The following is a 12,890-nucleotide window of genomic DNA, read 5'->3' on the forward strand; positions in this document are numbered from 1 at the left end:
TGACCTCAGAACTCGGAACTTCAGCCTCAGAACTCGGAACTTTGACCTCAGAACTCGGAACTTCAACTTCAGAACTCGGAACTTCAGCTTCAGAACTCGGAACTTCAGCTTCAGAACTCGGAACTTCAACTTCAGAACTCGGAACTTCAACTTCAGAACTCGGAACTTCAACTTCAGAACTCAAAACTTCGACCTCTGAACTCGGAACTTCAACCTCACAATTCCCCATACCCGACTAGCACTAAGAAAAGTCCCAAGACTTATTGTATCCTCGTTCCCAGCCTCCAGGCTGGGAACGAGTTCCCAGAGGCTCTGCCTCTTGTCAAGCTATGGAGGCGGAGCCTCCGAGAATGGTTTCCCAGCCTCCAGGCTGGGAACCAGTTGGGGCAAGCAAGGGCTGCATCTTAACTTAGTGCCGTTCCCCCATGCCCCATGCCCACTTGCCCTGAGCCTTCGTGTAGCGTCTCGCAGAGAAGGGATGCCCGATGCCCCACTCCTATTGTTTTAATTGAAAAGCAAGGTCAAGATCATCTAAAGAATTAACATCTAACCAGTTACCACGAATATAAAGTACCTTGATCGGTTTGCCTTGCTCGATTAAATAATTGCATAATTCCGGTAAACCCAGACTGTTAAATTCCGGTCGTTTTTGCAATTCATTGAGTGCTTCACTAACCCATTGTCTACCTTGACTCCGCAAGCGCAACATCCCAATCCAGCGTCCGCTAGACTTTCCTAATTGCGTTTGTGTCGTTTTAGAAATGTTCAACAGGTTGACATCCTGTCCAAACAGAGAAAGATCGTCTGAAATTGAGCAATAGGCGTAGTCAGGTGAACCGCTAACAGACTTGTTGTTGGCTACAGAATCAACTACAGCCACAATTTCTCCGGGACATTCTAATAAATCTCGCAAGATGTAGCTTCTAAATAGTAAATCGCCGTAAAGCACCAGCATTTCTTCGCCAAAGCTGGCTTGAGCGCAAGCTAAGGATGCTAATTCTCCCGTTGTTTCATAATCTGGATTACAAATGACTTTAGTCCCCGGAACATTGATGGTTTCTGCTTTGTAACCGGCGACAACGGTAATATCATTGATAGCAAGTTTCTTGAATTTGTCTACCAACAACCTGAGTAAAGGTTTACCTCCAAGGGGTAACATCACTTTTGGCTTATCTTGCGTCAATCCGGCTAATTCTTGGCCTCTGCTAGCAGCTAAAACGATCGCTTGGGTATTTTGTCGTCCGTTGTTAAAGTAGCGTTTTTCAGCTTCTTGGAGTTCATCCGCTCCTTGTAGCCGGAAAATTTCTTTTACGGGTGCAATATCATCTTCAATGTTGATTAAAGTTTCGCTGGCTTTTACTTCGCGGGCGATCGCTTGCATACTAGCAACAGCAGCTCGAATCAGATGGTTTGCCCAGATGACCAAATTAACTTCAGCTTTGCGAAAAACATCGGTAGGTGTGCTGTAATATTTAGTCGGTATAAACACTAACGGAGAACGGCCCGCCCATTCTTTAGCAAAGGCTAGCACTTGATCGGGGCGCGATGATTTACTGTGAATCAAGATCGCGGTTGCTCCGGCGGCGTGGTAAGCTTCAGCTCGGCGCAGCGCCTCCGAAAGATCCCAGCCGGCGATCAAAGCTTCGAGTCGGGCGACGATGCAGAAATCTGCATCTGTCTGACTATCTTTACCCGCCTTAATTTTGCCGCAGAATTCATCAATATCAGCTAAAGCTTGGCGACTCCCGTTGATAAAGCTGTTGGTTTTGGGAAAAAGCTTATCTTCAATACAGACTCCAGCAATACCTCGCTGTTCTAACTTCTTAACCAGGCGACGCATATTATTAAAGTTGCCATAACCAGTATCCCCGTCTAATAAAATCGGGATGCTGGTGACATCAGACATGAACTCTAACATTTCTACAACTTGAGTCCAACTGGCTTCATTATTATCTCGAACGCCATATTGAGCAGAAAGAGCTAATCCACTCGCCCAAATTCCTTTAAATCCCGCCTCTTCCACAATCCGGGCGCTAATCCCATTGTGAGCTTCCATGATGAAGTCGAGTTGAGGCGATTCTAGTAATAGCCGCAATTGGGCGCACTTATTTAATTTTGCAGCGGTGTCAATGGGTGCAAATATTTGATGCATTTATTCTGCTTTTCTCAACCTATATAATATTGCGGTTCTCAATTACATGGAATACAGACCTAACCCCCAGCCCCTTCCCTACAAGGGAAGGGGGGTAAGATTCAAAGCCTCTCTCCTTTTAGGAGAGAGGTTTGGAGAGAGGTCAAACTGTAATGTATCCAAACCAAAACCACTATAAATAAAGATATTTTCAGACATTTTCTACGACTTCTATTTGAGGTAAAATCTCGTTTTGGGCGCGTTGAATATCCTGGGGAAAATCGATTTCGATCCAAGGTAATCCAGTGATGTCTTCGTAGCCAAATGTTTCTGGAGTTTCTAAGAGCAAATCCCGAATTACTTCTTCATAAGGTTCATTATCGCGTCCGTCTGCAACATATTGTTCTGTGCGAATTGCAAGACGGTGAGCAACAGCCCTTCCAAAACGAAAGAATCCCACAGACTCACCGGCAAAATCATAAGCTAAACCAGGAGCTACTTGTTTACGAAACTCCACTAGATAATTATCTCTAACACAAAGCTTCACGGGTTCATCTCCCGGTTCAAAATCCCGATCTAATAAAAAGCTGTTGGGGATATTTGTCTTTACCAATCGTTCGATGATGCGGCGATCGCACAATACATCTGCATCCATTAATAATATGTCATCGCCAGCAACTAAATGCTGACGTACAGTCCAAAGGCTGATCGTACTGCCTTTGGTGTAGTCAGGATTATAAATTGTACTGACCCAACTTTCGGCTCCTAATGCTTTGATTTCATCCTGAATTCTTTGTGCTTGATAACCCACAGCAATCACTACTTCATCAATTTGGTAATGACGGAGATAGTTAAAATGGCGCTCTAGTAGAGATTTGCCGTTAAACTTCAGTAAGCATTTGGGTTGGATTTGCCCGTCTTTACCTAAGCGTTGTCCAACGCCAGCAGCTAAGATAATTGCCTTCATCGTCAAATCACCAACAGTAGCTTAGACACCAGTAAATCTGGAAGTTTTCCCAGTATTTTATAATGACTGTATTTTGCTCAATTCAACGTTTATTAACTAATTCTTAACATGGAAGAAACAGTAACTCTGTACCGCCCCACTGGGCCAAAAGAGCTAGAACTGGTTAAACAAAGCGACTACACCAAATGGCCGCCGAGACTACCTGAACAGCCAATTTTTTACCCGGTTACAAACGAGCAGTATGCCCAGGAAATTGCTACTAAATGGAATATTAGGGACAGTGGCGTAGGTTATGTTACACGGTTTGAGGTTAAGAAAGTTTTCATGGATAAGTATGAAATTCATCAAGTTGGGGCTTCATATCATACAGAATGGTGGATTCCAGCCGAAGAACTGGAAGAGTTAAATAGCAACATTGTGGGAAAAATCGAGGTGATTGGAGAATATAGGTAGAAGGCTGAAGGCAGGTACTAGTTATCTCAATTGCGAAACACCTGGCGAAAACCAAAATAGGCGATCGCATCTTTCATATTCGAGACAAAACGTTTTAGCATACCCATGCGGGTGTCGGTGACATACTCCAAAGTCAAGACAATGCGCTGTTCATTTTCACCCAAAGGAGTAACTCTGTGGTAAAGTTTGTCACCATTGAATAAGACGAAAGTACCAGGAGTTAAGGAGAGCGATCGCGTTTGCGTCTCCCGTTCGGGAATATCCTTGTAGAGTTGATATTCCAGCTTACTGGATGAATTATCAACCAAACCAAGCAACACTGTATAGCGTTTACCGTGATAGTAAGAAGTATCGTAATGATACTGAATGTGATCTCCAGGCTCAGTGTAATAGTACAGCGCGTAAGTATGGGGATCTGAATCAGGACAGGGAAGGAGTTTTTCTGCCGTAATTTGGTTGAGGAACTCGAAAAAGGTACTGAGTTGATAAAACTCTCCAAAAATCGGAGCAAGACTGTCTAAGCTATAGCGGCTGATACTACCGCCCTTTTTATGATTGGGAATATAGTTGCGGTTAATAGCAGGTTGCAAAGATGGCAACAGTTGCAAGAACTGCTCAATGATAGAGTTAGGGAAAAAGTTCTCAAGCACCAACAATTCATTCTGTGCTTGAAACTCAGCTTGAAGTTTCTGGTAATTAACAACTGCTATAGCTTTATCAATTTCAGTTTGAAGCTCCATTGATAATTTGATACTAATACAGGATTGCCAAAATAAACATACCATTCACTCTAGTAATGTGGAACTATGAAAAATATGTTTTGCTTTTTAAAGTCTTGAATGCTATGGCGTACTCGCCCGCCATAGGCGATCGCAAAATTTGATTATGTATTCAATAAAGCTAAAAAGCCTGTTTTATTAGCTTTCTACCCAATGCACCGTTATATTAGTCCGATTCAGATTGCGAGAGTGTCCAAAATTGCCAAATTACCCATAGTGCAAAGGTTGGCGCACCAATTGTCGCTGCCATTAATAACGGCTCTAGTCCATTCAGTAAGGGAACTATGGGAAACAAATACAGCACGTCTTCAATGTCAAAGCCGGCGAAATTTGGTTGACGACTGGCTTGTTTACCTAAACGCTGTTCCATTTGGTTTCGCAAATGAAAGATGCAAGCAACAGACACGCCAGATACTATCCCCATCACCAACGCCCACCAACCAAATTTTCCCTCCCTAAGACCATATCCAATACACACAAATAATAGAATGTGGATGATGGCATCACTAGCAAGGTCATACTGATGTCCCCATTTGCTGGTTTTCCCACTCAAACGAGCTAATTCACCGTCTGTATGATCAAGAAAGTTGGATAAAGCAAATAGCCATCCTCCAATGTTAACCCAAATGGCATCGCCAACTGCAAGCGCGAGGGCAGCCACCAACCCAGTTACAAGTCGTACTGTGGTGAGATGATTGGGGTTTACCCAACTGTCTTTTAGAGGTCGAACTAGCCAGTAAGCAAGTTGAGCATCCCAAGGCTTTGTGGTCATAGATGAACTTGAATTTGATGTGGTCTTTGTATATCTCTAATACTGCAAATTACCACATCCATCTAAAGTTATAGATTTTTATTGATGAACTTTCTCGTTTTGAACGCTAGATTGGTCAGCGAACGCTTTGAACTCGATAGCATCGTGACTACAGAATAGGCGCACGTCCTTATTGCGATCGCTTGATAATGTGTGTAGCCGATCTTGATTGAGCAATCGAGCCTGACGATCCACTTCCATCATCCATTGGTAGGCACGGAAACCTGGCGTGCAACGTCTGTTAGATGGGTCCATCTCGTGCCGATAAAAGTAGGCATCGCCTGCGTGTAGAAGCCAACCCTCTGGTGTATCAATGGCGATACCAGCATGACCCCGCGTGTGACCAGCAAGCGGGATGAGGAGAATCTCTGGCGGTAGTCCGTCGAGGTTACGTACCGCTTCAAAACCGAACCAAGGTTCGCCTCCCGCCGAATAATACTTCCAGTGCTTAACCTCGTCCCACTGTTGTGGACGAAAGCGCCTTTTGGCAATGAATCCGCGCCGATCCTGGGCGGTTTCCATCTCGGTCTGCATTACGTGTACGGTTGCTTCTGGGAAATCCTCTAGACCACCGGCATGATCGAAATCAAGGTGAGTAAGCACAATATGACGCACATCTCGTGGGGAAAATCCCAGACGCTCAATTTGATCGAGTGCCGTGTATTTTTTATCAAACTGGATGCCATTTAAATGAATGAAGAACGGGCTGAGGCGGGAGTAAGGCGACTTGATATCGCGCAGTCCGAAGCCCGTATCAATGAGAACAAGCCCCTGCTCTGTCTCGATGAGGAGACAGTGGCAGACTAAATGAGCCTTCGGGCCGCGACTGAAGCCATCGAAGAGGGCCCCACCAATCGGGCACATACAGCCGCAATTGAGATGATGAATTTGCATGAATCCTCCGTTAGGACTTTGACAAATATGTGAGATTGCCGACTGCGCGATTACTTTTGCTGATGCCGTTAGCCCAAGCGATCGCACCCCGCTTAAAATGAGTCTTGACTAGTAGTTCGCCAACCCAAAATTGCCTGGGAGCAGGGGAGAGGCTTATACAAGTTATTTCCCCTCTGCCCCTCTGCGCCTCTGCGCCTCTGCCCCTCTGCTAACCACTATGCAAAGTTTCCTTGGCAGACTACTAGGTGCTAAATTAGTTGTTGCCTGACCCCGGCTCACTGAGCTTGCGGTGCTGTTCAGCACTGACTGTATCAGGTAAAACCTTACTGACATTCGCCAGAAGCTTTGTTTTGAGGGAACCAGCGATGATGTGATCCTTGCCTGCCATCAAAGCCTCAAAACCCTGCTTGGCGACCTCAGCCGGATCGTCCTTTTGATCCGTGCCCACTTTTGTGTCGTCCATACCCGCGCGGTGGAAGAAGTTGGTATCGGTGGGTCCCGGCATCAGGGCTGTCACGGTAACGCCTGTATCCTTCAATTCGTTGCGTAACCCTTCTGAAAAAGAATGCACAAAGGCTTTGGAGGCCGCGTAGACTGTCTCAAACGGGCCGGGCATCAGGGCGGCAATCGACGATGTGAAAAGTATTCGGCCCTTGCCAAGCTCAACCATATCCTTCACTACCCGTTTGGCAAGATGTACAGAGGATACGACATTTAGATTGATCAGATTGAGTTCGTCCTTTAGGTCGGTTTCACGGGCGAAATCACCACCGACTCCAACACCTGCGTTGATCGCGATCGCATCTACTGGTCGCCCAGTCGCCTTAATCTGATTGTAGAGTGTCTCAACACCGTCATAGCTAGCGAGATCGGCTTGCACCGTCTCAACTTTAGCACCCAGCCCCTCGAAGGCAATAGCTGCTTCGTCAATGCTCGATCCGGTGGCTGTAACTAAGAGATCAAAGCCGTTTTGGGCAAACTGTTTTGCGAGTTCGTAACCGATGCCATTGGAGGCACCTGTTACGACAGCCAAGGGTCGGGTCAATGAACTGTTCATAACCATCTAAAAATTCCTATGTAACTGCTCCACACACGCTGGCGATGGTTTTCTCGCTACAAATAATTGCATGGATTGTGGGCTTTCAACCCTTACAATTTTAGATAGGTAGCAGTGTGATTGCGTCTTTCCAAGGAAGTATCGCGAGTGTATCTTCAAGGTTACTTTTTTACAGTTCTGTATATACCTTTAACAGACTTTTAGCCTCTCAAGACTTATTTTAATTGTTACCTTAGCTACGAACTTTAGTAACGATTTTCTGGGAATAAAACGAAGCTGATTCTTCATTTTTGGCGCAATCTTGGGCAAACTTAATTAAATGATGTCCAACAAGTCCAACGTGAATCAAGTTTTCAATATTACCTGCTTTCAATGCTGGCTTGGCCATTTTCCAGAAAGTCTGACGATAGTTACTAAATAAGCCTATCCGCAGCAAAATATTAGCTAAATAAGTTAAACCTTTGCGAATATTAGCCCCAGAAGTGCGAGATGGGCTGTTAGGTACTTCGATGCGATTTGGATAGGTGTGTTCCATGTTGTAGGCAAATCGCTGATATAAAAATTCCGGCTCATAAGCAGTTGTAATGCAGCGCCGCCACATCTCAACAACTTGCTCGTAGGGCATCAAAAACTCAACATTTGATTCCCGGCTTTCATCATAGACAAGTCGCCCTTCTGCTTCTAATCTCCGCCATAATGGAGTTCTCGGTAATGCGTGAAGCAGATTAATTGTCAACATGGGAATTTGCGATGCCCGCATAAATTCGATAATTCGGTCTGCTGTTTCTGGTGTATCTGTATCTAACCCGATGATGATTCCTGAAACTACTTCCATACCATAACTATTTAAAACCTGAATCGCTTTTAAGATTGGCATACTCAGATTTTGGTCTTTGGAAATCGCATGGAGCGCATTTGGTTCCGGTGTTTCGATACCGCAAAAGATTGTGCAGAAATAAGCTTCGCGCATCATTTCCAGCAGCTTTGGACTTTGAGCTAGGTTGAGCGTTGCTTCACAGGCAAACTGGATGGGATAGCCATTGCGTTTTTGCCAGTCAATTAGATGAGGAAGTAACTTCATGGCGGCGCGGCGATCGCCAACAAAGTTATCATCGACAAAATATACTGCCCCCAAATTGCCTGATTGTCGCATTGCATCTAACTCAGCGACTACTTGCTCTGGCGTTTTCATCCGGGGACTGTTGCCATAGAGTTCGGGAATATCACAAAACTCGCAGTGATAAGGACAACCACTAGAAAACTGCACATTTGCTAGGAAATAATCATTGATATTCAGCAAATGATAAGCTGGGGTGGGAAACTCTGTTAAGGGTAAACGTTCCTTGGTTTCAAAGCGAATTTGTTGTTGGGGACGTTGAGAGTTTTGGTCTAGATATTCGATCATGCGATCGCTAGCATCTCCCAATTCGCCCAAGTGTAAAATGTCAAAATCAGGATAATATTCTGGACACCCAGATACCGAGGGGCCACCCACAACGGTGATTTTGCCGGCTCGGTGGGCAAGTTCGTTAATTTGATTAATCTGTGGTTTTTGGATATGCATTCCACTCACAATCACCACATCAGCCCATTGATAATCAGCCCGCGTTGCTGATTTGACATTCTCATCAATAAACCGCACTTCCCATTCTTTAGGTAAGTAGGCAGCCACAATTAAAATACCTTGGGGTGGCATAAAAGCCCGGACACTACCCATGAGTGGGTAAGCGTGATGAAAAGTACCAAAGGAGCGGCTGTACTTGGGAAAAATACACAGAATGCGTCGATGGTGCAAAGGAACGTAGCGGGTTCCTTGAGTAACAGAAGCGGTTTTAGAATTGCCCGCTACATTAATTTGGTTCTCTAAAGACTTTAAATTCACAGTCATCGCAAATTTCACCCTGGAAAACTGAGCAGGTAATTTGACAGTTTATTGACATAATTCGCTGTAATTCCAACTAGCTTACCAAAGAAAGGTAGGAGGCAGAACGAATTAGAAATGTATTTTTGCTCAAAACAAAGTCTTAAAGATTATATGGCGTTTACTAATCACATGAGGTAGATCATATTCCCCTCCTCGCTTGCGGGGAGGGGGTTGGGGGTGGGGTTCTTGTACCTCACTCAACTGAGAACCGCTGTAAATCGCCCAATCTTACCTTCAGTAAATCGCAAATTGTTTTTAAAACTAAACAATTAATAACTTCCTCAAGGGTTTCTGAATCGGTTAGGGCTAGTTATTTTGGTGAAGTCAAGAGTAATTATTAGGATGGGCGTAAATTCCTTGTTAAAAAGCAGCAGCAAATTCCTTTGCAAAATCTTCCAATTTTACTTTGCCCATAGCAATTGGCTTATGCAGTTCATAATCCTGCCGTGATGCGCCGCTGTGAATGCTGCTGCCCATTTCAACAAAGTTGGCCGCAATATGTGCCGACATTCCACTCTCTTCCAAACCGCTTTGTGTTTGCTCATCGGTCAAGATTACCCATTTTAAATCCGGCTTGCCAATGGCGGCGCCTAAGATGTGAGCGGTTTCGTTGGCCGTATGCTCGTCACTTGCCACATACCGCACTTGCTTGCCAGTAGAAACTGTTTCTATCTCTTCCGCCGCAGCTGCGGCAATATCTCTTGGGGCAACCATTACAAGCTTGTCGTCGCCACCATAGTTTGCGCCAATAAAGCCCAGCCCTTTTATCATATCTACAAAGTTGTAGAGATTGTAGTAGAAGTAACCAGGGCGCAGATGCGTAATGGCTACGTCTGACAGCTCATTCAAAATGCCTTCTACATCGTGAGAACCGAGGATGAATCCGGTACCCTGATCTAAATTCGCGCCCATACTGCTAAGATGAACCACACACTTTACGCTCGACCGTTGAATGGCTTGTGCATAGTTGCTGCCAGTTCTTTGGTAATACTCTCTTGGATCGGGCACTGTGTAGTTTGGCGGCACCATAGCATACACGGCATCGGCACCAGTAAAGGTGGACACCAGGAAATCAACGTCTTCCAGTGAGCCGATGGCAGCGGTGGCGCCTAAAGCTTCAATGTCTTTTTGCTTTTCCGGCTTGCTGCTGATAACCGTAACCGTATGACCTTTTTGCACTAACTCCTTTGCCAGTGGCTTGCTGATGTTTCCTAATGAACCTGTTACTATAACTTTCATAAATATTTCGTTTTTGTTTGCGAGGATTCCTGAATTGGTTAGTGCTATTTGTTTTGGCGAAGTTAATGGTAATTATTAGGATGGGCTTAGATTCCTTATAATTTCATTTTTTGAAACTCTTTTCAATAATATAAGTTTTCTTAAAACTTAGGTATTATTTATAACCAAGTGTATGGGGAATTGAATTGGCACAGGCGTAGCCCTTGAGAAAAACTTTGCGATTTACTAACCTTGTGCCTGATTCATGGTGATATTTGAAGGGGTGTTTAACTGGTAAAATATAAAATCTACCCTAGCAATGCAAATTTAATTGGTTGGCAAACAACTATTATGGAAATCGCGCATGGGACATAAAAAGAGAGATTTTCATTTTTTGTTGTATCCAACTGGGTATAGGCATTTGTCATGAATTTGATTTACTTTCTTTTGCGTTCTTCGTGGGGGATGGTGGCGATCGCGATCGCTACCGGATTTTTGAGTGGCGGTAGTAGTGCTGGCTTGATTGCCTTAATTAGCCATGCTGCAAGTAGTGGTAGTGCTTCCCGGCTCACATCGATAATTTGGGGTTTTGCAGGGCTGGCTATAGTTGCACTAATTACCAGTATCGTTTCTCAAGTGATGCTGATTCGTCTTTCTCAAAATGCAGTTTTGCAATTACGGATGCGTTTGAGTCGCCAGATTCTCGCTTCCGAGTTGAGTCATATAGAACGCTTAGGGAATCCTCGATTATTGGCAACTTTAACAGAAGATATTCAGGCGGTTGCTAATGCTGTTTATCAAATGCCTTTCATCTTTATTAATTTAGCGATTGTCCTGGGTTGTATAACGTATATAACCTGGCTTTCTTGGTTAGTACTGCTGATGGTTTGTGGGATTTCAGTAGTTGCGATCGCTAGTTGTCAGTGGCTACTCAACAGAGGCGGGCAATTACTTACTTTAGCTCGTGAAGATGAAGATCATCTGTTTAAACATTTTCGCACCATTACCGAAGGAGTCAAGGAACTCAAACTAAACTACAAGCGGCGTGAAGACTTTTTAGAAGAGAAACTACAATCAACTGCTAACGAGTTTCGCGATCACAACGTTAACGGTCTAAGCCTTTTTGCTATAACTTCAAGTTGGGGTCAACTGATATTCTTTTTTGCTCTCGGTTTTGTACTATTTGTCCTGCCTAATCTGCTTACTATCAATCCAGAAACTCTCTCTGGCTACATTTTGACCTTTACTTACTTGGTGTTACCAATGGATAACATCATCAGTAAACTTCCTCTATTAAGCAAAGCTAGCATTGCCTTACAAAAAATCGAATCACTAGGTTTATCTTTAGCTAGTCGAACTGAAATATCCACTGTTCCACCTGCTCTGAAATCTGACTGGCACAGGTTAAAATTTAAAAGTGTCACCCACACTTACTACACAGAGCAAGAAGACAATAGCTTTATTTTTGGCCCCGTCGATTTAACACTTTATCCTCAAGAATTAGTCTTTATTGTTGGCGGTAATGGTAGCGGTAAATCTACATTAGCCAAACTAATTACTGGCCTTTATTTCCCAGAAAACGGCGAAATCTGGTTTGATGAAGAGTTAATTAGCGAAGAGAATCGAGAATGGTATCGCCAGCATTTTTCCGTGGTATTTTCCGACTTTTATTTATTTGAAGAACTTTTAGGATTAAAAAATTATCACTTGGATGCTCAAGCCAGAAAATATTTACAAAAACTGCAACTAGACCATAAAGTGAAAGTTGAAAATGGACAAATTTCTACCACTGCTCTTTCTCAAGGACAACGAAAACGGCTAGCTTTACTCACAGCATACTTGGAAGATCGACCAATTTATCTATTTGATGAGTGGGCAGCCGATCAAGATCCAGTATTCAAAGAAATATTCTACACTCAACTTCTCCCAGAACTGCGATCGCGGGGTAAAACAGTTCTGGTGATTAGCCATGACGATCGCTATTTTCATTTAGCAGACCGAATTATCAAACTTGACTATGGAAAAATAGAGTACGATAAAACTTAATCTGTTAAAACAATTCATAATTGTTAAAAGAATATTTGGAGTTTGCCTAAATAAAACTAATGTCTGAACAAAAGCCCATAAATCCTTGGAACTATAAACCTTGGTGGTGTCAACCCTGGTCTATAGTTCTCACAACTGTAACACTGATTAGTAGTAGCTGGTTACTATTTAAAACTATCTGGCTGACAGTTCTCGTTTCCATCCCCATAGGAACATGGATGGTATTTTTTGTGTTTTTGTGGCCACAACTAATGATTCGCAGTGGAATTTTAGAGTCGTATAAAGAGTAGTTTGAGCTTAATGTAATGCTGGAAATTATTTCAGGTAGAGAAAATTATTCCACCGCGTTCAGAATTTAGCATCTTATTACCCCCCCTTATAAAGCAGCAGGGTGGTTTCATACAAGCAGAGAAAAACTCAAACTGGGTTTCAAAGCCTCTCCCCCCGTGGGGGAGAGGAATGGAAGTGAGGGAAAAAGCTATGCCACAAAACGAGAAATCAAGACTTATATCATGTCCGCTTGATTGCTTATTAAACCCGAAGAACCCCACCCCGCCAAAGCTGTGCTTTGTCTCCCCTCCCCGCAGCTACGGTGTACACACAAGTTATC

At 43.7% G+C, this 12,890-nt stretch carries 12 protein-coding genes; 3 read left to right on the top strand and 9 right to left on the bottom strand.

The genetic code is table 11. From position 1 onward, the window contains the following. The 3 genes from RMY27_RS17955 to RMY27_RS17965 all read right to left on the bottom strand — a co-directional run. Window positions 1-184, bottom strand: a 184-nt coding sequence (locus RMY27_RS17955) for a hypothetical protein (RefSeq protein ID WP_322665451.1), incomplete at its 3' end; no start/stop codon positions are given. A gap of 312 nt (window positions 185-496) precedes the next feature. After that, entirely contained in the window at window positions 497-2,152 is a 1,656-nt protein-coding gene (gene aepX / locus RMY27_RS17960; RefSeq protein WP_322665453.1) for a phosphoenolpyruvate mutase, read from the bottom strand. Between the two features lie 190 nt (window positions 2,153-2,342). Then, window positions 2,343-3,098 carry a phosphocholine cytidylyltransferase family protein gene (locus tag RMY27_RS17965; protein WP_322665455.1) on the bottom strand — a complete coding sequence of 252 codons (756 nt, stop codon included), beginning with the start codon at window positions 3,096-3,098 and terminating at the stop codon, window positions 2,343-2,345. A gap of 108 nt (window positions 3,099-3,206) precedes the next feature. Between RMY27_RS17965 and RMY27_RS17970 the strand changes: the two genes are divergently transcribed. After that, window positions 3,207-3,551, top strand: a complete 345-nt coding sequence (locus RMY27_RS17970; RefSeq protein ID WP_322665457.1) for a hypothetical protein — start codon at window positions 3,207-3,209, stop codon at window positions 3,549-3,551. 26 nt (window positions 3,552-3,577) lie between these two features. On the opposite strand, the gene RMY27_RS17975 is transcribed toward RMY27_RS17970, so the two are convergent. The 6 genes from RMY27_RS17975 to RMY27_RS18000 form a co-directional block, all read right to left on the bottom strand. Beyond that, the gene (locus RMY27_RS17975; RefSeq protein WP_322665459.1) at window positions 3,578-4,291 is read right to left on the bottom strand and encodes a 2OG-Fe(II) oxygenase; all 714 of its coding nucleotides are present in this window, start codon (window positions 4,289-4,291) and stop codon (window positions 3,578-3,580) included. Window positions 4,292-4,496: 205 nt separating this feature from the next. Continuing rightward, a complete protein-coding gene (locus RMY27_RS17980) occupies window positions 4,497-5,102 on the bottom strand; it encodes a CDP-alcohol phosphatidyltransferase family protein (RefSeq protein WP_322665461.1) in 606 nt (201 codons plus the stop codon). Window positions 5,103-5,180: 78 nt separating this feature from the next. Beyond that, window positions 5,181-6,035, bottom strand: a complete 855-nt coding sequence (locus RMY27_RS17985) for an MBL fold metallo-hydrolase (RefSeq protein WP_322665463.1) — start codon at window positions 6,033-6,035, stop codon at window positions 5,181-5,183. Window positions 6,036-6,288: 253 nt separating this feature from the next. Next, window positions 6,289-7,098 (bottom strand): SDR family NAD(P)-dependent oxidoreductase, encoded by an 810-nt coding sequence (locus RMY27_RS17990; RefSeq protein ID WP_322665465.1) that lies wholly within the window; start codon window positions 7,096-7,098, stop codon window positions 6,289-6,291. A 226-nt stretch (window positions 7,099-7,324) separates the two neighbouring features. After that, window positions 7,325-8,980: a B12-binding domain-containing radical SAM protein gene (locus tag RMY27_RS17995; RefSeq protein WP_322665467.1), complete on the bottom strand. Its 1,656-nt coding sequence runs from the start codon at window positions 8,978-8,980 to the stop codon at window positions 7,325-7,327. Window positions 8,981-9,376: 396 nt separating this feature from the next. After that, window positions 9,377-10,255, bottom strand: coding sequence for an NAD(P)H-binding protein (locus tag RMY27_RS18000; RefSeq protein ID WP_322665469.1), 879 nt, complete (start codon window positions 10,253-10,255; stop codon window positions 9,377-9,379). Between the two features lie 405 nt (window positions 10,256-10,660). On the opposite strand from RMY27_RS18000, the gene RMY27_RS18005 reads away from it, so the two are divergent. Both RMY27_RS18005 and RMY27_RS18010 read left to right on the top strand, forming a co-directional pair. After that, complete coding sequence (locus tag RMY27_RS18005; protein WP_322665471.1) at window positions 10,661-12,280, top strand: cyclic peptide export ABC transporter; 1,620 nt, start codon at window positions 10,661-10,663, stop codon at window positions 12,278-12,280. Between the two features lie 59 nt (window positions 12,281-12,339). Beyond that, on the top strand, window positions 12,340-12,570 hold the full coding sequence (locus RMY27_RS18010; protein WP_322665473.1) for a DUF6737 family protein: 231 nt from the start codon (window positions 12,340-12,342) through the stop codon (window positions 12,568-12,570). The last annotated feature ends 320 nt before the right edge of the window (window positions 12,571-12,890 follow it).

It is taken from the genome of Nostoc sp. DedQUE09 (assembly GCF_034530915.1).
In the GTDB taxonomy this organism is placed as follows: Bacteria; Cyanobacteriota; Cyanobacteriia; order Cyanobacteriales; family Nostocaceae; genus Nostoc.

What these genes read in the sequence shown, in the direction of transcription:
- aepX (WP_322665453.1), bottom strand. Translation starts at nt 2,152, where the DNA reads ATGCATCAAATATTTGCACCCATTGACACCGCTGCAAAATTAAATAAG.
- RMY27_RS17965 (WP_322665455.1), bottom strand. Translation starts at nt 3,098, where the DNA reads ATGAAGGCAATTATCTTAGCTGCTGGCGTTGGACAACGCTTAGGTAAA.
- RMY27_RS17970 (WP_322665457.1), top strand. Translation starts at nt 3,207, where the DNA reads ATGGAAGAAACAGTAACTCTGTACCGCCCCACTGGGCCAAAAGAGCTA.
- RMY27_RS17975 (WP_322665459.1), bottom strand. Translation starts at nt 4,291, where the DNA reads ATGGAGCTTCAAACTGAAATTGATAAAGCTATAGCAGTTGTTAATTAC.
- RMY27_RS17980 (WP_322665461.1), bottom strand. Translation starts at nt 5,102, where the DNA reads ATGACCACAAAGCCTTGGGATGCTCAACTTGCTTACTGGCTAGTTCGA.
- RMY27_RS17985 (WP_322665463.1), bottom strand. Translation starts at nt 6,035, where the DNA reads ATGCAAATTCATCATCTCAATTGCGGCTGTATGTGCCCGATTGGTGGG.
- RMY27_RS17990 (WP_322665465.1), bottom strand. Translation starts at nt 7,098, where the DNA reads ATGGTTATGAACAGTTCATTGACCCGACCCTTGGCTGTCGTAACAGGT.
- RMY27_RS17995 (WP_322665467.1), bottom strand. Translation starts at nt 8,980, where the DNA reads ATGACTGTGAATTTAAAGTCTTTAGAGAACCAAATTAATGTAGCGGGC.
- RMY27_RS18000 (WP_322665469.1), bottom strand. Translation starts at nt 10,255, where the DNA reads ATGAAAGTTATAGTAACAGGTTCATTAGGAAACATCAGCAAGCCACTG.
- RMY27_RS18005 (WP_322665471.1), top strand. Translation starts at nt 10,661, where the DNA reads ATGAATTTGATTTACTTTCTTTTGCGTTCTTCGTGGGGGATGGTGGCG.
- RMY27_RS18010 (WP_322665473.1), top strand. Translation starts at nt 12,340, where the DNA reads ATGTCTGAACAAAAGCCCATAAATCCTTGGAACTATAAACCTTGGTGG.